The organism is Amycolatopsis sp. NPDC003861, from assembly GCF_053605405.1.
This window is the reverse complement of the sequence record NZ_JBSGJD010000006.1, coordinates 54,275-74,000: the sequence shown is the minus strand read 5'-3', so window position 1 is coordinate 74,000 and position 19,726 is coordinate 54,275. Positions and strand designations below refer to the sequence as shown.

General features: G+C 74.2%; 21 protein-coding genes. 15 read left to right on the top strand and 6 right to left on the bottom strand.

The window, feature by feature from the left end; all coding sequences use genetic code 11:
* Positions 1-53: 53 nt before the first annotated feature.
* The gene (locus ACWEVN_RS03405; RefSeq protein ID WP_449682880.1) at positions 54-869 is read left to right on the top strand and encodes a hypothetical protein; all 816 of its coding nucleotides are present in this window, start codon (positions 54-56) and stop codon (positions 867-869) included.
* 8 nt (positions 870-877) lie between these two features.
* Here the strand turns inward: ACWEVN_RS03405 and ACWEVN_RS03400 are convergent, their stop codons facing one another.
* The gene (locus ACWEVN_RS03400; protein WP_452050053.1) at positions 878-2,095 is read right to left on the bottom strand and encodes an MFS transporter; all 1,218 of its coding nucleotides are present in this window, start codon (positions 2,093-2,095) and stop codon (positions 878-880) included.
* Positions 2,096-2,176: 81 nt separating this feature from the next.
* On the opposite strand from ACWEVN_RS03400, the gene pdxR reads away from it, so the two are divergent.
* Positions 2,177-3,589, top strand: a complete 1,413-nt coding sequence (gene pdxR, locus ACWEVN_RS03395) for a MocR-like pyridoxine biosynthesis transcription factor PdxR (protein WP_452050052.1) — start codon at positions 2,177-2,179, stop codon at positions 3,587-3,589.
* Here the strand turns inward: pdxR and ACWEVN_RS03390 are convergent.
* A complete protein-coding gene (locus ACWEVN_RS03390; protein WP_452050051.1) occupies positions 3,517-4,950 on the bottom strand; it encodes an MFS transporter in 1,434 nt (477 codons plus the stop codon). The genes pdxR and ACWEVN_RS03390 overlap by 73 nt on opposite strands.
* A gap of 58 nt (positions 4,951-5,008) precedes the next feature.
* Positions 5,009-5,482 (bottom strand): SRPBCC family protein, encoded by a 474-nt coding sequence (locus ACWEVN_RS03385; protein WP_449682884.1) that lies wholly within the window; start codon positions 5,480-5,482, stop codon positions 5,009-5,011.
* 161 nt (positions 5,483-5,643) lie between these two features.
* On the opposite strand from ACWEVN_RS03385, the gene ACWEVN_RS03380 reads away from it, so the two are divergent.
* Both ACWEVN_RS03380 and ACWEVN_RS03375 read left to right on the top strand, forming a co-directional pair.
* Complete coding sequence (locus ACWEVN_RS03380) at positions 5,644-6,159, top strand: bifunctional nuclease family protein (protein ID WP_310975581.1); 516 nt, start codon at positions 5,644-5,646, stop codon at positions 6,157-6,159.
* Between the two features lie 81 nt (positions 6,160-6,240).
* Entirely contained in the window at positions 6,241-7,209 is a 969-nt protein-coding gene (locus ACWEVN_RS03375) for a sigma-70 family RNA polymerase sigma factor (protein WP_452050050.1), read from the top strand.
* Here the strand turns inward: ACWEVN_RS03375 and ACWEVN_RS03370 are convergent.
* A complete protein-coding gene (locus tag ACWEVN_RS03370; RefSeq protein ID WP_452050049.1) occupies positions 7,173-7,652 on the bottom strand; it encodes a DUF2087 domain-containing protein in 480 nt (159 codons plus the stop codon). The genes ACWEVN_RS03375 and ACWEVN_RS03370 overlap by 37 nt on opposite strands.
* Before the next feature lie 69 nt (positions 7,653-7,721).
* On the opposite strand from ACWEVN_RS03370, the gene ACWEVN_RS03365 reads away from it, so the two are divergent.
* Genes ACWEVN_RS03365 through ACWEVN_RS03345 form a run of 5 tightly spaced genes read left to right on the top strand, consistent with a single transcriptional unit; the run spans position 7,722 to position 13,503 of the window.
* Entirely contained in the window at positions 7,722-9,362 is a 1,641-nt protein-coding gene (locus ACWEVN_RS03365) for a fatty acyl-AMP ligase (RefSeq protein WP_449682887.1), read from the top strand.
* A complete protein-coding gene (locus ACWEVN_RS03360) occupies positions 9,343-9,618 on the top strand; it encodes an acyl carrier protein (protein ID WP_452050048.1) in 276 nt (91 codons plus the stop codon). The genes ACWEVN_RS03365 and ACWEVN_RS03360 overlap by 20 nt, the downstream gene beginning before the upstream one ends.
* Positions 9,615-9,932 carry a hypothetical protein gene (locus ACWEVN_RS03355; protein WP_310975589.1) on the top strand — a complete coding sequence of 106 codons (318 nt, stop codon included), beginning with the start codon at positions 9,615-9,617 and terminating at the stop codon, positions 9,930-9,932. Before ACWEVN_RS03360 ends, ACWEVN_RS03355 begins: the two co-directional genes overlap by 4 nt.
* A complete protein-coding gene (locus ACWEVN_RS03350; protein ID WP_452050047.1) occupies positions 9,932-13,123 on the top strand; it encodes a WXG100 family type VII secretion target in 3,192 nt (1,063 codons plus the stop codon). The genes ACWEVN_RS03355 and ACWEVN_RS03350 overlap by 1 nt, the downstream gene beginning before the upstream one ends.
* Before the next feature lie 8 nt (positions 13,124-13,131).
* Complete coding sequence (locus tag ACWEVN_RS03345; protein WP_452050046.1) at positions 13,132-13,503, top strand: hypothetical protein; 372 nt, start codon at positions 13,132-13,134, stop codon at positions 13,501-13,503.
* On the opposite strand, the gene ACWEVN_RS03340 is transcribed toward ACWEVN_RS03345, so the two are convergent.
* Positions 13,487-14,275, bottom strand: a complete 789-nt coding sequence (locus tag ACWEVN_RS03340) for a class I SAM-dependent methyltransferase (RefSeq protein ID WP_452050045.1) — start codon at positions 14,273-14,275, stop codon at positions 13,487-13,489. The genes ACWEVN_RS03345 and ACWEVN_RS03340 overlap by 17 nt on opposite strands.
* A 25-nt stretch (positions 14,276-14,300) precedes the next feature.
* Here ACWEVN_RS03340 and ACWEVN_RS03335 point away from each other — a divergent pair, with 25 nt between their 5' ends.
* From ACWEVN_RS03335 to ligD, 6 genes are all read left to right on the top strand, one after another.
* The gene (locus ACWEVN_RS03335) at positions 14,301-15,860 is read left to right on the top strand and encodes a glycoside hydrolase family 13 protein (RefSeq protein WP_452050044.1); all 1,560 of its coding nucleotides are present in this window, start codon (positions 14,301-14,303) and stop codon (positions 15,858-15,860) included.
* A gap of 159 nt (positions 15,861-16,019) precedes the next feature.
* Positions 16,020-16,208 carry a hypothetical protein gene (locus ACWEVN_RS03330; RefSeq protein WP_310975595.1) on the top strand — a complete coding sequence of 63 codons (189 nt, stop codon included), beginning with the start codon at positions 16,020-16,022 and terminating at the stop codon, positions 16,206-16,208.
* Positions 16,208-16,384: a hypothetical protein gene (locus tag ACWEVN_RS03325; protein ID WP_449682894.1), complete on the top strand. Its 177-nt coding sequence runs from the start codon at positions 16,208-16,210 to the stop codon at positions 16,382-16,384. Before ACWEVN_RS03330 ends, ACWEVN_RS03325 begins: the two co-directional genes overlap by 1 nt.
* Positions 16,385-16,443: 59 nt before the next feature.
* Positions 16,444-16,998, top strand: a complete 555-nt coding sequence (locus tag ACWEVN_RS03320) for a hemerythrin domain-containing protein (protein WP_452050043.1) — start codon at positions 16,444-16,446, stop codon at positions 16,996-16,998.
* Position 16,999: 1 nt separating this feature from the next.
* A complete protein-coding gene (locus ACWEVN_RS03315; protein ID WP_449682896.1) occupies positions 17,000-17,131 on the top strand; it encodes a hypothetical protein in 132 nt (43 codons plus the stop codon).
* A gap of 17 nt (positions 17,132-17,148) precedes the next feature.
* On the top strand, positions 17,149-18,723 hold the full coding sequence (gene ligD, locus ACWEVN_RS03310) for a non-homologous end-joining DNA ligase (protein ID WP_452050042.1): 1,575 nt from the start codon (positions 17,149-17,151) through the stop codon (positions 18,721-18,723).
* 4 nt (positions 18,724-18,727) lie between these two features.
* Here the strand turns inward: ligD and ACWEVN_RS03305 are convergent, their stop codons facing one another.
* On the bottom strand, positions 18,728-19,669 hold the full coding sequence (locus tag ACWEVN_RS03305) for a PfkB family carbohydrate kinase (protein WP_452050041.1): 942 nt from the start codon (positions 19,667-19,669) through the stop codon (positions 18,728-18,730).
* Between the last annotated feature and the right edge of the window lie 57 nt (positions 19,670-19,726).

Sequence of the window (19,726 nt, the reverse complement as noted above, 5' to 3'; positions counted from 1 at the left end):
GTACCGCGTCCTCCGTTTGGCAGACTGGTGCGAACGGGTGATGGGGAGGCAGGGTGCGCGGTTGTGGCCTGAAGGTGGCCATGGTCCTGGGTGCGGTCGTCGTGCTGGTCGCGGCGATCGTCGTCGTGGTGGCGTACACGCGCGGCTCGGTGAAGACGCCGGGGTGCACGGTGGCGCTGCCGGGGGACAACGCGACCGCGTACACGTTCACCCCGGAGCAGATGAACAACGCGGCGACGATCTCGGCCGTGGGCACCAAGATGGGGCTGCCGGCGCACGCGGCGACGGTCGCGCTGGCGACGGCGTTGCAGGAGTCGAAGCTGCGCAACCTCGAGGGCGGTGACCGCGACTCGGTCGGGCTGTTCCAGCAGCGGCCGAGCCAGGGCTGGGGCACGATCGCCCAGCTGCGCGACCCGGTCTACGCGGCGACGGAGTTCTACGAGAAGCTCGAGAAGCTGCCGAACTGGGAGACGCTGCCGATCACCGAGGCCGCGCAGGCGGTCCAGCGGTCGGGCGTCCCGGACGCGTACGCGCAGTGGGAGCCGCAGTCCCGCGCGATGGCCGCGGCGTTCAACGGCCAGTTCCCGGCCGCCCTGACCTGCCGCAACCTGACCTTGGCGGCCCCCGCGGACCTCGCCGCGGCGGCGACGGAGGAGCTGGGCACGGCCGGGTTGAGCGGCCCCCACCCGGCGGGGCAGGGCTGGACGTACGCGACCTGGCTGGTCGCCCGCGCGGAGGCGCTGGGCGTGGACAAGGTGAGCTTCGCCGGCCGGACGTGGACGGCGGAATCGGGCGCCTGGGCCGACGATGCCGCCGCGGGCCAGGACCTCGCGCTGCACCAGACCGCGGCGGCCCAGGTCAGCGAGTAGCGCGGGGCTCAGTGAGGTGCCAGGCGGGTCGCGGCGGCCCAGCGGACCGCCGGGCCCATCGCCCAGCCCGCGCCCAGGAACACCGCGCCCAGCAGGAGCCAGCCCGGGATGCCCCAGCCGATCACCACCGTGCTCAGCAGGACCGGGCCGAGCGCGCGCGCCACCGAGATGCCGCTGCCGAAGAAGCCCTGGTACTCGCCCTGCTTGTCCGCCGGGGCCAGCGCGAAGCCGATCTCCCACGAGCCCGCCGACTGCAGCATCTCGCCGAGCACCTGCACCAGCGCCCCGGCCACGAGCACCCCGAACGCCACCGCCGGTGACGTCCCCAGTGCCGACAGCGCGAACGCGACGCACGACGCCAGCAGCACCACGCCCGACCTGAGCACCATCCGCGCCGCCGAATCGAGCGAGGTCAGCCGGCCGGCCACGCGGACCTGCAGGACCACCACCACGACCGTGTTCAGCACGAACAACGCCGACACCGTCCAGCCCGGCGCCGCGGTGCGTTCGACGATCCACAGCGGGATCGCGACGCTCAGCAGCGGCATGCGCAGCAGCAGGACCGCGTTGAGCAGCGTCACCAGCGCGTACGGCCGGTCGCGCAGCACAGCGGACCTCGGCGCTCCCGGGCGCGCGGACGTCCGGGGGACCGCCGGGAGTGCGCGCAGCAGCACCGCCGTCACGACGAAGGCCGCCGCGTCGAGGACGAAGACCGTCAGGTACGCCGAAGCCGTGTCGGCCGACAGCGCGAGGCCACCGAGTCCGGCGCCGACGGCGAGGCCCGCGTTGCCCGCGGACTGCAGGTGGGCCCGGACGCGCGTGCGCCGCTCCGGGTCGGCGAGGGCGGCCAGCAACGCCTGGCGGACCGCGGCCAGCCCCGTCTGGCAGCTGCCGTAGAGGCACGCGGCGAGGACGAACGCCAGCGGCGAGCGGACGACGAGGAACGCGAGGATCGACGTGGCCGTCGCCAGGGCCAGCAGCACCGCCGAGCCGCGGGCGCCGTGGCGGTCGGCCAGGTGCCCGAGCGGCACGCCCGCGACCGAGCCCACCGCCCACCCGAGCGTGAGCCCGAGCCCCACCTGCGCCGGGGTCAGCCCGGCGATCCGCGTGAAGAACAGGACCGAGCAGGTCAGGAACGCGCCGTCGCCGAGCGAGGCGACCAGCTGCGCGGCGGCGAGCAGGCGCCCGGCCGGCCGGGTCTTCGGACGTTCGAGAAGCGCTGTCATGGCAAGAACGGTAGAGCGGAACTTGGCTCGGTCCCAGATCCAATTCTCGACCATCGGAATGGGCCAATATAGGCTCGCCGGATGGACTTCCACGTCAGCCTGGCCGGCCGCGGCGACCTCAGCGTCCGCATCTACCGCCAGCTGCGCGACGCCGTCCTCGACGGCAGGCTGCGTGCGGGGGAGCGGCTGCCGCCGACCCGGGAACTGGCCCGGCGCCTGGCCGTCTCGCGCAACACCGTCGCGGTCGCCTACGACCGCCTCACCGCCGACGGCTTCCTCGCCGGCCGCGTCGGTGCCGGCACGTACGTCTGCGCGGAACTCCCGGCCCCGAAGCCACGCCGGGCTCCCTCGGCACGCGGGCCGCAGCCGAAAGCGGTGTGGCGATCGCTCCCGCCCCCGGCCGCCGCGCCGCCCGACCCGGTGTTCGACTTCCGCGTCGGCATCCCCGACGCCGCGCTGTTCCCCCTGGACACCTGGCGGCGCCTGCTCGCGCGGGAACTCCGCGACACCGCCGGGTTCGCCCACTACGCCGAGCCCGGCGGCCACCCCGGGCTGCGCGCGGCGATCGCCCGGCACGCCGGCGTCTCCCGCTCGGTGCGCGCCGACGCCGACGACGTGCTCGTCACCCAGGGCGCCCAGCAGGCCCTCGACCTGCTGGCCCGGGTGCTGCTCGAACCAGGCGATCGGGTCGCCGTCGAAGAGCCGGGTTACCGGATGGCCAGGCTGCTGTTCGCCTCGCACGGCGCCGAAGTCGTCGGAGTGCCGGTGGACGGCGAAGGCCTCGACGTCGCCGCGCTGCCGCCGCGCACGAAGCTCGTGTACGTCACGCCGTCGCACCAGTTCCCGCTCGGCACGCCGATGTCCCTCGCCCGGCGCACGGCGTTGCTGGCGTGGGCCGAGCGCGCCGGCGCTGTCGTCGTCGAGGACGACTACGACAGCGAATTCCGGTTTTCCGACCGGCCCCTGGAGCCCCTGCAGAGCCTGGACCGCGACGGCCGGGTGGCCTACGTCGGATCGTTCTCGAAGACGCTGCTTCCCATGCTGCGCCTGGGTTTCGTGATCGCCCCGGCGTCCCTGCGCGACGCGTTGCACCACGCCCGGCAGCTCTCGGGCTGGCACGGCGATCTGCCCGCTCAGGCCGCGCTGGCGGGGTTCATCGACGAAGGCCTGTTCGCCCGCCACCTCCGCCGGGCGACGAAGGTCTACGCGGACCGCCACGAGCGCATCACGACGACCCTGGAACGGGTTTTCGCGGGCCGGCTCAGCCCGGTGCCGTCGGCGGCGGGCCTCCACCTGTGTGCGCTGGCCGATACCGAGGCGGACCTGGACCCGATCGCGGCCCGCGCGGCCGCGGCCGGGGCGGCGATCCAGACGCTGTCCGACCTTTGCGGCGGTTTCCCGCGCCAGGGCGTGGTCCTCGGCTACGGCTCGATCCCCTTGGACAGCATCGACGCCGGGCTCGCGGTGCTGGACGAGGCCTGGGGTTCGGCGTAGTGGTCGGTCCGCCGGCGCAGGGCGATGAGGATCCCGCCCGCGCCGGTGAGGGCCGCCGTGGTCAGGATCATCAGCCAGCCGCGGCGGAAGTCCGCGAGGTCCGGCGTTCCCGCGAAGATCGCGACGAGCACCGCGGTGCCCAGGACCGTGCCGATCTGCCGGGCCGTGTTCACCATCGACGAGCCCGCGCCCCAGCGGGGCGGCGGCAGGACCGTGCCCACCACCCCCGACAGGCTCGGCAGGATCAGCCCGACGCCGAGGCCGGTCAGCAGCTGGCCGGGCAGCATCGACGCCGCGTAGTCCGGCGTCGATCCCATGCGCAGTACCCAGATCAGCACGCCGGCGCCGAACGCGACACCGCCGAGGGCGACCACCGGGCCGGGCCCGAAGCGGTGCACGAACCGGCCGCCGAGGATCGACACCCCGACCACCACCAGCGGGCCCGGGGCGAGGGACAGCCCGGCCACCAGGATCGAGTCGTGCCAGATCGAGGTCAGGAACAGCACGTTGCCGAACAGCATCGCCGCGAACCCGGCCGCGAACACCCCGGTGGTCAGGCAGGCCAGCCACAGCGTCGGCACGCGCAGCGCAGGGAGGTCCAGCACCGGTACCGGGTGCCGCGCCGAGCGCAGCGGGACCCAGGCCAGCGCGACGGCGGCCACCGCGAACGCCAGCAGCACCGGCTGCGCGCCCCAGCCGCGGTCGGACGCCTCGACCAGCGCGTACGCCAGCGCTCCGACACCCACGAGCAGCCCCGCCGCACCCAGGACGTCCGGGACGCCGGTCGACGTGTCCCGCGACTCGCGCAGCACCCGCGGCCCGGCCAGCAGCGTCACCGCGCAGATGGGCAGGTTCACCAGGAACACCCAGCGCCAGGACGCCTCGACGAGCAGGCCGCCGACCGGCGGGCCGAGCGCCGCGGCCGCCGCGCCCACCGACGCCCAGACCCCGACCGCGAAGGGCCGCCGGTGCGGCGGGAACGCCGTCAGCAACAGAGCCAGCGACGTCGGCATGACGAGCGCGGCACCGATCGCCTGCACCGCGCGGAAGCCGATCAGCACGGGGATCGAGGGCGCGGCCGCGCAGGCGGCCGACGCGAGGGTGAACACCGCGACGCCGGCGAGGAACAGCCGGCGGCGGCCGTAGCGGTCGGCCAGGCGCCCGGCCGGGGCGAGGCAGGCGGCGAACAGCACCGTGTAGCCGTTGAGCACCCACGACAGGGTCGCCAGGTCGTCGCCGGGGAACGCGGCCCGGATGCCGGGGAAGGCGATCGTGACGATGAACGTGTCCAGGCTCGCCAGGAACGCGGCCGTCGAGACGACGAGCAGCACGAGGCCGGGCTTCGGCGGGGCGGGGGTCATGGTCCTCCTAGGTTCAATAAAGCAACCTAGCTGGACCGAGTGGGTTTCAACAAGAGACTCAGGCGGCGGCGCGCTCCTCGGCACGGGCCTGCAGCGCCGCGAGGGTGTGTTCGATCGACCGGACGTTGTACCCGGGGCGGTCGGCGCGGCCGGTGACCCGCGGCCCCATGAACTTCCGCACCACCCAGCTGCCGATCCGGTACCAGTTCTCGGTGACGACGCAGCCGTCGGCGGCCGGCGCCAGCACGTACTCCCACCGCGAGACCCGCGAGCCGAACGGCGTCCGCACGTCGAAGGCGAACCGGCGGCCCGGCTCGAACGCCACCACCCGCACGCGCGTCCACCACTGCAGCTCGCCGTTGCGGTTGCGGCCGCGGAACCGCGCGCCGAGGGCCGGCCCGGTGCCGTCCAGCCACCGGCCGCCGACGTTCTCCGGGCTCAGCTCGCCCATCCGCGGCAGGTCGGTGACCCACGACCACACCGTGCCCGGATCGGCGGAAACGGTCACCCTGCGCGAAATCGTCGGCTCCACGCTCCGACGGTGCCAGCGGCCGCGGTGGCCGGGCAAGGCTCCGGAGCGGAGTCCGCAGCCGAGAAGAGCCCGCCCGGGAAAACGCCCCGCCCGGATCGGGTTGTGAACCCCCGGTTGTGGGTATTACGCGCGCGGAGCAGTCCCACGACACGGAGGGTGCGGTGGTCAGCGTGATCCCGATCGAAGTGGTGGGGATGGCCGTCCCGGTGCCCGGTGAGGCGCCCTTGATGCTGCTGCGCGAGCCGGAGGGCGCACGCCGCTGGCTGGCGATCATGATCGGGTACGGCGAGGCCGAGGCCCTCGTGCGCGCGCGGGAACAGATCGCGCAGCCGCGCCCCGGCACCATCGAGCTGCTCGGCGACGTTCTCGCCGCGTTCGGCCAGGGGCTCGCGGCCGTCGAGCTGACCGAGGTCCGGGACGGCATCTTCTACGCCGACCTCGTGCTCGCCTCCGGCACCCGCGTGTCGGCCCGGCCCAGCGACGCGGTCGCGCTCGGCCTGCGCCAGGGCGCACCCATCCGCGTCGCCGAAGAGGTGCTGGACGTCGCGTCCGTGCAGCTCGAGGTCGAGCAGGAGACCGAGGGCCCGGCCGCCGACGTGCTCGACACCGAAGCCGAGGTCGAGCGGTTCCGCGCCGAGCTCGACGGCCTGCGGCCGGAGGACTTCGACGACCGGTAAGACAATCTTCTCCCGCCGGACCGATGAGTTCCGGCGGCCGCGCCGGTACACCCACCGGAAGCCGCGGGCGACGGGAGAACGATGCAGGACTTCGCGACGCGCACCGAACCGCACCGGCGTGAGCTGCTGGCGCACTGCTACCGCATGCTCGGCTCGGTCCACGAAGCCGAAGACCTGGTGCAGGAGACGCTGGTCCGCGCCTGGAAGGCGTGGGACGGCTACGACCCCGCCCGCGCCTCGGTGCGCACCTGGCTCTACCGGATCGCCACCAACGCCTGCCTCACCGCGCTGGAAGGGCGCGCCCGGCGGCCGTTGCCGTCCGGGCTCGGCGGCCCGGGCGACGACCCGGGCGCGCCGCTGACGCCGTCGTTCGAAATCCCCTGGCTGCACCCCTTCCCGGACGCCCTTCTCGACGACCCGGGCCACCGCCTCGCCCGCCGCGGCACCCTCCGGCTGGCGCTGCTGGCGGCGATGCAGACGCTGCCGCCGAAACAGCGCGCGGTGCTGATCCTGCGGGACGTCCTGGAGTTCAGCGCGGCGGAAGTGGCCGGCTTCCTCGACACGTCGCCGGCCGCGGTCAACAGCGCCCTGCAGCGCGCCCGCGCGGGACTCGGCGACCTGACGGCGGAGGAGGTGCCCGAACCGGACGACGCCGCGGTCGAAGCGGCGCTCGACCGCTATGTGCGCGCGTTCGAACGCGCCGACGTCGCCGGCCTCGTCGAACTGCTCACCGACGACGTCGTGATGGAGATGCCGCCGGTGCCGCTGTGGTTCCACGGCCGCGCGGACTACGGCCGGTTCATGGACCGCCTGTTCGGGATGCGCGGCCCGGAGTGGCGCCTGACGCGCACGGCCGCCAACGGACGTCCCGCGCTCGTGGCGTACTGCCGCGACGACACCGGCGTGTTCCGGCTGCACACCCTGCAGGTGCTCACCGTGCGGGACGGGCGGATCGCGCACAACGTCGTGTTCGCCGATCCGGGCGTCCTCGCGCTGTTCGACCTCCCGGCGACTCAGCCGGCGGCGCGGGCTTCCGAGGGACGGCCGTAGGCGCCACCGTCGTTGCTGCGCTGCAGGAGACCTTCGTCGACGAGGTAGCGGCGCAGCGTCGCGTGGTCGTCGTGGACCATCGACAGCTTCTCGCGGACGTCCTGCTCGGTGTAGAGCCGGCCCGGCTCGAAGCGCTCGGCCAGGTAGTCGAGCAGCAGCTGCCGCCGGCGGCCCGAGTGCGGGATCGAGACGAGCCGTCCGTGGCGGAAGAGCGTGTCGAGCGGGTCGACCGGAGCCTTTGCGAGCGCGTCGCGGAACACCGCCGGCACGGCCCGGTAGCGGCCGCCGGCCTCGGCGACGAGCCCCGCGCCCACGAGCCGCTTGACGAGCTTGGCCGGGGCGTGGGCCGCCTCGAGGCCGTCGGGGGCGGTGCAGATGCGGGCGAAGAGCTGCAGCCGGTCTTCGTCCGCGAGTGCGGAGACCAACGCTTCCGGTACGGCCATGGTCTGCGACCGTACCCGCGCTCGCCCCGGGGGTGAACCCGGTTTCGGAGGGCCGGTAGGTTGCGCAGCGTGCCTCGTCCGACCGCACCGGCGACCGTGCCCGAGGCCGTGCTGCGCACCTCGATCGTGGAGCTGCTGTTCGCCCGCGCCGATGACGACCGGCCGCTGTTCACCCACCAGGACCACGCCCACGGCGCGGAACACACGCTGACGTGGGCGGAGTTCGCCGCCCGGGTCCGCGTGGTGGCCGGCGAGCTGCGCCGGGTGGCCACGCCGGGGGAGCGCGTGGCGATCCTCGCCGGCCAGGAACTCGCCTACCCCCTCGCTTTCTTCGGCGCACTGGCCGCCGGGCTGATCGCCGTCCCGCTGATGGTGCCCGCGAACCCCGCGCAGGCCGACCGGCTCGCCGGCGTCCTGGCCGATTCCGGCGCCCGGCTCTGGCTGACGTCGTCGGCCGAGGTGGCGCGCCTGCCCGCGCACGAGCACGTCGTGGTGGTCGACGCCCTCACCGGGCCGGGCGCCGACCCGGTGCCGGTGACCCCGGACAGCCCGGCCTACCTGCAGTACACGTCCGGCTCGACGCGCGAGCCCGCCGGTGCGGTGATCCCGCACCGCGCGATCGTCGCCGCCTGCTGGCAGGGCAGTCTCGCCTACCAGGTCGACGAGGGCACCACGTGCGCCGGCTGGATCCCGTTCTTCCACGACATGGGCCTGATCCAGCTGCTGTGCCTGCCGGTCTTCTCCGGTGGCCGGACGGTGTTCATGGCCCCGGCCGAGTTCGTGCACCGGCCGGGGCGGTGGCTGCGGCAGCTGGCGGACTACCCCGCGGTGTTCACCGCCGCCCCGAACTTCGCCTACGACCTCGCCGCCGACGCCGACACCGGCGAAGACGTCGACCTCTCGGACGTGCGGGTCGCGCTGAACGGCAGCGAACCCGTCCGGCCGGGCACGATCGAGCGGTTCCACGAGGTGTTCGGGCCGCGCGGCTTCCCGCGGGCGGCGCACCGGCCGTCCTACGGGCTCGCCGAAGCCACCGTGTACGTCGCCAGCGCGGGCGAGGAGGGGCCGCGTGGCGCGGTGTTCGACCGCGAAGCCCTCGCCCAGGGCCGGGCCGTCGAAACCGACGGCGGCCAGGAACTCGTCTCGGTCGGCCGTCCCGTCGGGCAGCTGGTCCGGATCGTCCAGGACGGCCGGGAGCAGCCCGAAGGCCTGGTCGGCGAGATCTGGGTGCACGGCCCGAACGTCGCGGACGGCTACTGGGGCCGCGGCGACGCCGCCGCGTTCGGGGCCGAGCTCGACGGCCTCGGCGGCTGGCTGCGCACCGGCGACCTCGGCGTCGTCCACCGCGGCGACCTGTACGTCACCGGGCGGCTCAAGGACCTGATCGTCATCGACGGCCGCAACTTCCACCCGCAGGACATCGAGGCGGCGGCGGGGGAGGCCCACCCCGCGGTCCGCCGCGACCGGGTCGCCGCGTTCGGCGTCTCGGACGCCGGCGGCGAGGGCGCGGTGGTGGTGGCCGAGCGGGTGCGCGGAGCCGACGCCGACGACCGGGAGGTCACCCGGGCGGTGTTGCGCGCGGTCTCCCGCGAACACGGTCTGACGCTGCGGGCGGTACGTCTGGTCCCTTCCGGTGGACTTCCGCGCACATCGAGCGGCAAAGTCGCCCGGTCCGCCGCGAAGGCACGTTATGGTGACGACTGTGGGTGATCACCGCGCCGAGGTCACGAAGGTCGTCTGCGACACCTTCCGGCTCGACCCGGCTCTCGTCGAGCCCGAGGCACCCCTGGAGGAGCTGGGCATCGACTCGAAGGGCCGGATCAAGCTGCTGGCGGCGCTGGAGGTCTATTACGGGGTGACGATCGACCTGGACCGGCTCGACCGGTTCACCGACGTGGGGTCCGTGGCGGCCGTGCTGGCGGAAGCACTGGGAACTCGAGGATCTTCAGGAGAGGCGCGGAAATGAGCGGCGGGGGGTACACCGCGACGACCGAAGCGTTGTCGACGGCGTCCAAAACCATCGGGGACCTGGCGGAACACCTGCTGGACGACAACCCGGACCTGCAGACGGCACAGGTCACGGCAGAGAAGTTCGGCCGGGCGCACGGTGCCCACGCGACCAAGTACACCGCCGGCGCGCAGGCGCTGTGGGCCGCGGTCTCCGGCTACAGCAGCACCCTCGGCTCGTTCGGCACGAACCTCGGCACCGCCGGGTCGAGCTACGGCGCCAACGAAGAGAACCAGGCGGGCGCGATCACGAACGCCGGGGGCTCGCTCTGATGGCCGACAAGAAGAAGTGGTCCGACGTCAAGGCGGTCCTGGACGACCCGAGCGTGCCGCCGGCGCAGAAGAGCGCGCTGATCAGCAGCTGGCTGCGGGAAAACCCGCCACCGCCGCCGTTCCTGGCCGACCAGGAGCCGGACGAGATCAAGCAGAAGCGGCAGGAAGCCGAGAAGTACGCGCACGCGTTCAACGCGAACCCGCTGTTCGCCGGCCAGTCGGTCGACGACGCCTACGACAAGGCGAAGAAGAGCGGCGACCAGAACAGCTACAACGAGGACCAGGAGAAGAAGGCCGTCGACGACGGCAAGAAGAAGCTCGACGAGACGAAGCCGCCCGCGGCCGCCGAGGACGGGGGCGCCGGCTCCGGGACGAAGACGTCCGACGAGATCTTCGACGCGGCCGCGCCCGCGCTCAAGCTGTTCGAGACGTTCGGGTCGCTGCTGGCGAAGATCCCGGCCGACTGCCGCGGCAACACCCGCGCGCTCGACCTCGACAAGGACATCCGCACGCCGTTCGACGAGCAGCGCGGGATCAGCTTCGCGGACTTCGTCGCCGACGCCGGGCACTTCAAGCGCGGCTCGGAAACGGTCGACCGGACGCTGGAGGACACCGGCTCCCAGCTGGGCACGCTGTTCGGCAGCTGGAGCGGCGCGGGTGCCGACGCCGCGTCGGACACCTACAACGACAAGATCCAGCCCAAGGCGGCGAAGCTGTCCCAGACGCTCGGCAACGCGAGCGAGGCGACGCTGAACACGGCCACCACGGTGTTCCAGCTGTGCAAGGGCAAGGCCGACGCGGTGATCGGGATGTACACCGATCTGGTCGGCAAGGCCGACTACACGATGGCGCAGAAGGTCGTCGCCGTCGCCAACGGCGAGCACGGCAACGAGCAGGACCTCGCCCAGATCGCGGGCTGGATGGACCTCAACTTCGGGACCAACCTGGTCAAGACGCTCAACGACCAGGGCTGCTGCGACGGCGACGAGATCAAGAAGCACGGCCAGGACCTGGCCAAGCAGTGGGTGCAGAACCAGTTCAACCCGGACATGTGGGACCGGCTGTACCAGGGCTTCGTGAAGACCTGCAAGGACACGAAGGACCTGGTCGACCAGGCGTACGACGCGCTCGACAAGGTGATGGGCGGGATCCGGAACGAGTTCGAGGGCGTTTCGCTGCCCGGCGGGCCGGGTTCGACCGGTGGTGCCGGGACGGCCGGGGGCGCCGGTGGCGGCCCCGGTGGCTCCGGTGCGGGCACGGGCGGCTCCGGGTTCGGGGGCGGCTCCGGCGGTGGTTCCGGTGCGGGCTCGGGTGGCGCCGGGAGCGGTGGCTCGGGCGCGGGTGTGCCCGGCGGTGGCGCCGGCTCGGGCGGATCGGGTTCCGGCGGCGCGGTGCCGCCGATCCCCGAGACGGGCTCGGGGTCCGGGGCGCCGGGTGGCGGTTCCGGCGCCGGCGGCGGCTCGGGGGTCGACCTGCCGAGCGGCGCGGGCGGCGGCAGCGGCTCGGGTGCGGGCGGTGGCTCCGGGTCCGGCGGCGGTTCGGTGCCGCCGATCCCCGACACGTCGACGCCGTCCGGCGGCTCGGGCGGCGGTGGTTCGGGCTCGGCGGGCGGCCAGGACGACGGCGCGGCCGCGGCGGCGGAGGCGGCCAAGCAGCAAGCGGCCCAGGAGGCCGAGGCGGCGAAGCAGAAGGCCGCGGACGCGTTGAAGCAGTTCAGCGGCCCGGGCATCGAGACCGATTCCGGAGCCGGCGCCGGGCTCGGCTCGGGCGGCGGTTCGGGTTCGGGCGGTGGCTCGGGTTCGGGTGGCGGGCCGGGATCCGACAGCACGACACCGTCTTCGGTGCCGCCGCCGTCCGACAGCGGCCAGGACGCCGCGGCCGCGGCTGCAGAAGCGGCCAAGAAGAAGGCCGCGGACGCGCTGAAGGAGTTCAGCGGCCCGGGCATCGAAACGGAATCCGGCGACGGTGCGGGCGGTGGCTCGGGTCCGGGCTCGGAATCGGGTTCGGGCGACGACGGCAAGGCGGCGGCCGAGCAAGCCGCGGAGGACGCGAAGAAGAAGGCCGCGGACGCGCTGAAGGAGTTCGGCGGCCCAGGCATCGAGACGGATCCGGACGGCAAGCCGGACGGCCTCCTCGGCGACGACAAGGGCGACGACGAGCGGGACGTCCTGAAGGTCAAGCAGGGCGACAAGACCTTCGAGATGACCGAGCCGGACCACGACGGCAAGATGGACATCAAGGTCGGCGACGGACCGGGCGACCCGAAGGACTTCAAGCTCGACTGGTCCGACGGCAAGCCGGCCGACGGTCCACAAGGAACGGACACCGACACGTACCGCCCGGGCCCGGACGGCAAGATCCACATCCGCGACGGCGAACTCGAGATCACGGCCGAGCGCCCCGACGGCCCGGACGGCCCCACGGTGGTCACGGTCGACGACGGCAAGGGCACCCCGACCACGTACACCCTGGGCGAGGACGACAAGCCGGCCGGCGCCCTCGGTGACACGCCGGAGAAGCGCCTCGACGACTTGCCCACCCACCGCGGAACTCTCGAGGACCTCGCACCCCGCGACGGCGGTGACGGTTCGCACGGCAGCACCTTCGGCGATTCGAGCTCGCCCGGCGGCGACCACGGCGACCCGACCTCGCCCACCGGAGGCGAGCACCGCGCCGCCGGCGACGGCACCCACGGCGGCAGCTTCGGCGACCCGACCTCGCCCGGCGGCGACGGCTCGCACCACGCCGGCGGCGACTCGGGCACCCCGGGCGGCGACAGTTCCCCGGGCGGCGGTTCGCACGGCGGCGGCGGTGGCGGCGCCCACCCGGCCGGCATCGGCGGCGGCTCCCACGGCGGCCCCGGCTTCTCGGGCGCCGGCTTCGAGCCCGCCGGCCTCGGCGATTCGCCCGTCTCCGGCGGCGCCCACACCGGTGCGGTCCCCGCCTCGCCGCAGCCCGCCTTCGCGTCGGCGGCCGGCGCCACCGGGCCGTCCGGCGCGTCCGGCTCCTCGATGGCCGGCATGCCCGGCATGGGGGCCATGGGCGGCGCCCAGGGCGGCGGGGGCGACACCGAACGCCGCGCCCCCGCCTACCGCATCGAAGGTGCCGTCTTCGACAACCTCGGCGAGCCGGGGCGGCGGATCATCGGCTCCCTCGACGACGAAGACCCGCCGTCCGCCCGGACCTGGTAGGAGGACGCATGACCGACATCGCCGGCATGAAGGCCGAGCTCGACGGCCTCGTGCGCGAACAGGCCGATCGCCGTGCCCTGCGCGAACAGCAGGGCGAGGAGATCAAGGCCCGCTCCCAGGAGTACATGACCAAGCAGGTCCAGGCGGCCGAGCGGTACGTCCAGCACGTCCGCGAAATGGCCCAGCGCAAGACGAAGTCCGGCTGGAGCACCGACCGGTCGCACGCCGAACCGGCGTCCGCCTTCGACGCCGAGGCCTACTCCGCCGGCTTCGAACCGGCACCGCAGCCGGCGCCGCCGCCGGTGCGCGGCGAACCGCGGTCCGCCCGCCGGCCCCGGGCCGCCGTCGAAGAGGACGAGGACTTCAACAACCCCTGGTGAACCACAGGTCGACGGCGATCTCGCGCAGCCGCACGGTGAACGTCTCCGCCGGGGCCAGCCGCCGCCGCAGGTCCGCCTCGAACCCGGCCCGCCGGTCGCCGAACATGTGCGGGGCCGAACTCGACAGCGAAAACACCCCGGCGACGACCTCGTCGGCCGTCCGGGTCACGATCCGGCCCGGCACCTCGAACCGCCGCGGCCCGTGGAAGCCCGCCGCGCGGTAGACGTCCGCCTCGTTGCCGGGCGTGCCGGCCGGCAACGTCCCGCGTCCGGCGCGCCGCACCGGGCCGAGGTACTCGCGCACCAGTTCCTCGACCGCCGGGTCCACGGACTCGTGCGTCGACGCGTGCACGTGGGCGCAAACCCCGTCCGGCGCCAGCATTCCGCGCACCGCGGCGGCGACGCGGGGCCGGTCGAACCAGTGGAACGACTGCGCGAAGGTGACCAGCCGGAACCGCCCCAGCCCGGCGGGCAGCTCCTCCGCACGCCGGTGCACCCACCGGCAGTTCCCGGCGCCCGCCGCGAGCCGGCTCGCCTCGGCGAGCATGTCTCCGTCGGCGTCGAGCCCGACGGCTTCCTCGAACAACCCGGCCAGCAGCAGGGTCAGCGACCCCGGCCCGCAGCCGACGTCGAGCAGCCGTCCCGTTCCGTCCAAGCCGAGTTCTTCGGCGAAGGCGGTGGCGAGCTCGGCAGGATAGGCCGCTCGTCCGCGCGCGTAGTACGCCGCACTGCCCGAATAGAGGGACGGATCCCATTCCCACGCGTCGGTCACGTCCCCAGCGTAGATACTCGGAGCCATGGACGACTGGTGGCGTGATGCCGTGGTCTACGAGGTCTACGTCCGCAGCTTCGCCGACGCAGACGGCGACGGCACCGGCGATCTCGCCGGTCTCCGGTCCCGCTTGGGTTACCTGGCCGACCTCGGTGTCGACGCCGTGTGGACCACGCCCTGGTACCGCTCGCCGATGGTCGACGGCGGCTACGACGTCGAGGACCACCGGTCCGTGGACCCGCTGTTCGGCACCGACGACGACGCCGTCGCGCTGATCACCGAGGCGCACCGGCTCGGGCTCCGCGTCGTGATCGACGTCGTCCCGAACCACACTTCGGACCGGCACCGGTGGTTCCGCGCCGCGCTGGCCGCAGGCCCCGGCTCGCCCGAACGCGCGCGTTACCACTTCCGGCCCGGCCGCGGCGAGGAGCCGCCGAACGACTGGCGCAGCGTCTTCGGCGGGCCGGCCTGGACCCGCGTGCCCGACGGCGAGTGGTACCTGCACCTGTTCGCGCCGGAGCAGCCGGACCTGCACTGGGAGCACCCGGAGGTCCGCGCCGACTTCGAGGACCTGCTGCGGTTCTGGTTCGGCCGCGGGTTCGACGGCGTCCGCATCGACGTCGCCCACGGCCTGCTCAAGGACCCGCAGTTCCCCGACCTCGGCGTCGACGACGAGGGGATCGTGGCGCCGCCCGACCGCAGCCGCCACCCGCACTGGGACCGCGACGGCGTGCACGAGATCTACCGGTCGTGGCGGCAGGTCGCGGCCGAGTTCGGCCCGGACCGCGTGTTCGTCGCCGAAGCGTGGGTCGACCGCCCGGACCGGCTCGCCCGTTACGTCCGCCCGGACGAGCTGCACACGGCGTTCAACTTCGACTTCCTGCGCTGCGCCTGGGACGCGGCCGCGCTGCGTGAGGTGATCGACGGGACGGTGGCGGCCCTGCACGCGGTCGGCGCGCCGGCGACGTGGGTGCTGTCGAACCACGACGTGGTCCGGCACGTCACCCGCTTCGGCGGCGGCCCGCTCGGAACGCGGCGGGCCCGGGCGGCGCTGCTGCTGATGCTGGCGCTGCCCGGGGGCGCGTACCTGTACCAGGGCGAGGAGCTGGGCCTGGCGGAGGTCGAGGACCTGCCGGAGGCGGTGCTGGCCGACCCGACCTGGGAGCGGTCCGGCCGGACCCGCCGCGGCCGCGACGGCTGCCGGGTCCCGCTGCCGTGGTCGGGCACGGAACCGCCGTTCGGCTTCACCGGCGACGGTGTGCCGCCGTGGCTGCCGCAGCCGGCCGGGTGGCGGACGCGGACGGCCGAGGCCCAGGCCGGCGACCCGGGCTCGATGCTCGGCCTGTACCGCGCGGCGCTCGCGATGCGCCGGGAGCACCCGGCCCTGGGCGACGGGACGATGACGTGGTCGCCCGCGCCGGAGGGGGTGTTGTGGTTCGCGCGGGAGCCGGGGTTCGGCTGTGTGGTGAACCTGGCGGGGGAGCCGTGCGAGCTGCCCGGGGACGCGCGGGTGCTGCTGGCGAGCGGGCCGCTCGAAGACGGCCGGGTGCCGCCGGACACCGCGGTGTGGCTCGCCGCCGGGTGAGCGCGTGGGGAGGCAGCCCTGCCGGTCCCGTCGCCGCAAGAGGGCTCGCCGGGAGTTGAACGCCCGTCACCCCACCGGGTTCGGTAGGGGTGTGAAACCCGGCGCGGCGGGGTATCCGGTCGCGTTCGTTGCGCCGCCGACCGAGCCGGAGGTCTTCCGATGCCCCTGCGCACCGCCACCCCGCCCGCCACCGACGTCGTCGGCCTGGCGTTGGAAGTCCTTGCCGCACAAGGGCTCAGCCGCCCGGCCGCGCACGCCGCCCTGGTCTCCATGGCGAAGGAAAGAGGCCTGACCGTGGCGCGGTGCGCCGCGCTCGTGGTGGCCGCCGTCGACGGGCGGGCGAGCTGATGGCCTTCACCGCCCGCGCCGGGCAGGAAGACACCGCCTCGATCGGCGGGGGCGTGCTGCTCGCCGTCGGGCTCGTCGTCGCCTTCTTCGGCGGGTGGTCCTGGTGGACCCTCGCCGGCTTCGTCGCGACCGTCGCCGGCGCGCTGTGGCTCACAGTCGCCCGCCGCGACGAGTGACCCGACCGGGACGGGGAACGCCGCTTCCGACCGAGCAACGAGCACGGAGGAGGCCGTTCATGGCGGAGCACGACGAGGACGTCATCGAGTTGCTGCAGCGGCAGCACCGGGAGATCCGCGAGCTGTTCGCCGCGCTGGAAACCGCGGAAGGCGAGCGCCGTCGGGACCTGTTCCACGACCTCGTGCGGCTGCTGGCCGTGCACGAGACGGCGGAGGAACTGGTCGTGCACCCCGAGATCCGCGACCTCGAGCCCGCGGCGGAACCCGTCGTCGACGCGCGGCTGGGCGAGGAGCACCGGGCCAAGGAACTGCTGACCACCCTGCAGAAGATGGGCCCGGAAGCCGACGGCTTCGACACCCTGCTCGTCCAGCTGCGCGAAGACGTCCTCGCGCACGCCGAGCACGAGGAGCGCGAGGAGTTCCCGCTGCTGCGGGCCCACCGCCCGCCGGAGCGGCTGCGCGCGATGGCCGCGACCGCCAAGGTGGCCGAAGCGGTCGGGCCGACGCGGCCGCACGCCGGTGTCGAGAGCGCGAAGGCGAACCTGCTGCTGGGCCCGCCCGCGGCGATCATGGACCGCGCCCGCGACCTCATCCGCGGCGCGCTGGGAGGCTGACGTGACCGAGCCCGGCGACGACACCGACCCGGAGGAATTCGCCGAAGAAGCCGGCCTCGACCCGACGCCCCAGGAGGTCGCCGAGTACGAGGAGCTGGCGAAGAAGAACCCGCCCTGGTCGGCACCGGACTGAGTGGGTACTCCCGGGGCATGGCAGCAGACCCGGCCCGCAAACTGCGGCGCTACCAGGAGATGCGCGACTTCGACCGGACCGCGGAACCGGCCGGCGGGGCCGCGGCCGGCCCGGACGGTCACCGGTTCGTGGTGCAGCGGCACCGGGCGCGCCGGCTGCACTACGACTTCCGGCTGGAGCTCGGCGGTGTGCTGGTCAGCTGGGCGGTGCCGAAGGGGCCGACGCTGGACCCCAAGGCCCGCCGGCTGGCCGTGCACGTCGAAGATCACCCGATCGAGTACGCCGGGTTCGAGGGCGTCATCCCGCGCGGTGAATACGGCGGCGGGGACGTCATCGTCTGGGACCGCGGCGTCTGGCGGCCGGTCGAGGCCGACCCGGCGGCCGCGATCGAGGCCGGGACGCTGCACTTCGACCTGGAAGGCGAGAAGCTGGCCGGGCGGTTCGTGCTGGTCCGCACCAGCCGCGGAGAGAAGGACCAGTGGTTCCTCCTGCACAAGCAGGACGAGCACGCGCGGCCCGGCTGGGACGCCGAAGACCACCCGCGCTCGGTGAAGAGCGGCCGCACCAACGACGAAGTCGCGGCCGCACCCGACGCCCTGTGGCACGGCGACCGCCCGGCCGCGGAAGCGGAGGAGGCCGTCGGCGGCTGGCAGGCCCCGACCGAGGACGAGCTGGCCGCGCTCGACGCCCTGGGCGGCAAGGGCCGGTGGTCGGTGGCAGGCCGCGAGCTCGCCCTGACCAACCTGGACAAGGTGCTCTTCCCCGGGCCGCGGGGCGGGGTCACCAAGCGGGACCTGATCCGGTACTACGCCACGGTCGGGCCGGCGATGCTGCCGTACCTGGCCGGCCGGCCGCTCAACACCCACCGGTTCCCGCAGGGCGTCACCGAACCGGGGTTCTGGCAGAAGGAAGTCCCGCAGCACGCGCCCGGCTGGCTGACGACCTGGCGCAACGAGCGCGCCGACCCAGGGGAGAGCCAGCGGTACGTCGTCGCGGACAGCGTCGCCACCTTGGCGTGGCTGGCGAACTACGGCGCCCTGGAGCTGCACGCCTGGACGTCCCGCGCCGCCGACGTCGACCACCCCACATGGGTGCTGTTCGACATCGACCCGGGCCCGGAGACGACGTTCGAGGAGGTCCTGGAGCTCGCGCGGCTGCACCGCACGGCGCTCGAGCACCTCGGCCTCACCGGCCGGCCCAAGGTGACCGGGCAGCGCGGCATCCAGGTCTGGGTGCCGATCGCGCCGCACTGCTCGTTCGAGCAGACCCGCGCCTGGGCGGAGACGGTGTCCCGCACGATCGGCCGCGTGCTGCCGGACCTGGTCAGCTGGGCCTGGACGAAGGACAAGCGCCGCGGCCGCGCCCGGCTCGACTACACGCAGAACGTGCTGAACAAGACGCTGGTCGCGCCCTACAGCGTCCGGCCGCGGCCGGGTGCGCCGGTTTCGGTCCCGCTGGAGTGGGACGAGCTGGACGACCCGGATCTCGCGCCGGACCGCTGGACGATCCGGGACGTCCCGGCCCGCCTGGCCGAGCGCGGCGACCCGTTCTCCGTGCTGCTGGGACTCGGGCAGAGGCTGCCGGGCCTCTAGGACATCAAGCCCGGACGGTCTCCAGCTCCCGCGGCTGCAACCGGTCGAGCTCGGCCCGCGACAGGTGCGGCCGCCCGCCCGCGTGCCCGGTCGTCGCCGCGGCGGCGGCCACCGCCAGGCTCGCCGCCGTCTCCAGGGGGCGGCGGCGGGTGAGCGCCGCGGTCAGGGTGGCGACCAGCGCGTCCCCGGCGCCCGTCGGGTCGACGACGTCGGTCTCGACGTCCGGGACGAACCACGTGCCCTCCGGGCCGGCGAACAGGTTGCCCTGCCCGGACACCTCCAGCACGACCAGCGACGGCCCCCGCCGCCGGAGGTCCGCCGCGGCGCGCGCGGCCGCGGCGACGTCGGCCACCGCCTGCCCGGTGAGGAGCTCGGCTTCGTGGCCGTCGGCGCGCACGACGTCGGCGAGGGCGAGCAGGTCCGCCGTCAGCGTGTCGGACTCCGGCGCCCCGTCGAGCACGACCCGGGTGCCCGCGGTGTGGGCCAGCCGGGCCGCCAGCAGGGCCACCGGTGCGGGTTGCTGCAGCTGCACGATGAGCGAGGCGGCGGCCGAGATCGGGGCGGACGCGGCGAAGACGTCGTTCTCGGTCAGCAGCGTCCCCTCCGGGACGTGCTCGAGGTAGCGGCGGCGGCCGTGGTCGTCGACGACGTCGATCAGCAACGCCGTCTCGGTGCCCGGACGGCGGATCACGTGCGAGGTGCCGATCCGGTCGGCCCGGGCCTGGGCCAGCAGCGCGTCCCCGGTGCGGTCGCGGCCGACGACGCCGACCAGCGACACCGGCATCCCGAGCTGGCTCAGCGCCACGGCCTGGTTCGCGCCCTTCCCGCCGAGCAGTTCCTGCCGGTGCTTCACGGGCGCCGACGCGTCCGCATCGGGCGCTTCCGGCACCTCGATCACCAGGTCACGGGCGATCTGCCCGGCGACGACGACTTCGCTGAACATCATCGGGACCACCGGTGGGTCATGGCGCCTCCTCGGATCACCGTTCGGCTACCCCGGACG

What these genes read in the sequence shown, in the direction of transcription:
- pdxR (WP_452050052.1), top strand. Translation starts at nt 2,177, where the DNA reads ATGGACTTCCACGTCAGCCTGGCCGGCCGCGGCGACCTCAGCGTCCGC.
- ACWEVN_RS03330 (WP_310975595.1), top strand. Translation starts at nt 16,020, where the DNA reads ATGCCCCTGCGCACCGCCACCCCGCCCGCCACCGACGTCGTCGGCCTG.
- ACWEVN_RS03325 (WP_449682894.1), top strand. Translation starts at nt 16,208, where the DNA reads ATGGCCTTCACCGCCCGCGCCGGGCAGGAAGACACCGCCTCGATCGGC.
- ACWEVN_RS03370 (WP_452050049.1), bottom strand. Translation starts at nt 7,652, where the DNA reads ATGGCCGTACCGGAAGCGTTGGTCTCCGCACTCGCGGACGAAGACCGG.
- ACWEVN_RS03305 (WP_452050041.1), bottom strand. Translation starts at nt 19,669, where the DNA reads ATGATGTTCAGCGAAGTCGTCGTCGCCGGGCAGATCGCCCGTGACCTG.
- ACWEVN_RS03400 (WP_452050053.1), bottom strand. Translation starts at nt 2,095, where the DNA reads ATGACAGCGCTTCTCGAACGTCCGAAGACCCGGCCGGCCGGGCGCCTG.
- ACWEVN_RS03360 (WP_452050048.1), top strand. Translation starts at nt 9,343, where the DNA reads ATGGTGACGACTGTGGGTGATCACCGCGCCGAGGTCACGAAGGTCGTC.
- ACWEVN_RS03335 (WP_452050044.1), top strand. Translation starts at nt 14,301, where the DNA reads ATGGACGACTGGTGGCGTGATGCCGTGGTCTACGAGGTCTACGTCCGC.
- ACWEVN_RS03355 (WP_310975589.1), top strand. Translation starts at nt 9,615, where the DNA reads ATGAGCGGCGGGGGGTACACCGCGACGACCGAAGCGTTGTCGACGGCG.
- ACWEVN_RS03345 (WP_452050046.1), top strand. Translation starts at nt 13,132, where the DNA reads ATGACCGACATCGCCGGCATGAAGGCCGAGCTCGACGGCCTCGTGCGC.
- ACWEVN_RS03390 (WP_452050051.1), bottom strand. Translation starts at nt 4,950, where the DNA reads ATGACCCCCGCCCCGCCGAAGCCCGGCCTCGTGCTGCTCGTCGTCTCG.
- ligD (WP_452050042.1), top strand. Translation starts at nt 17,149, where the DNA reads ATGGCAGCAGACCCGGCCCGCAAACTGCGGCGCTACCAGGAGATGCGC.
- ACWEVN_RS03350 (WP_452050047.1), top strand. Translation starts at nt 9,932, where the DNA reads ATGGCCGACAAGAAGAAGTGGTCCGACGTCAAGGCGGTCCTGGACGAC.
- ACWEVN_RS03320 (WP_452050043.1), top strand. Translation starts at nt 16,444, where the DNA reads ATGGCGGAGCACGACGAGGACGTCATCGAGTTGCTGCAGCGGCAGCAC.
- ACWEVN_RS03375 (WP_452050050.1), top strand. Translation starts at nt 6,241, where the DNA reads ATGCAGGACTTCGCGACGCGCACCGAACCGCACCGGCGTGAGCTGCTG.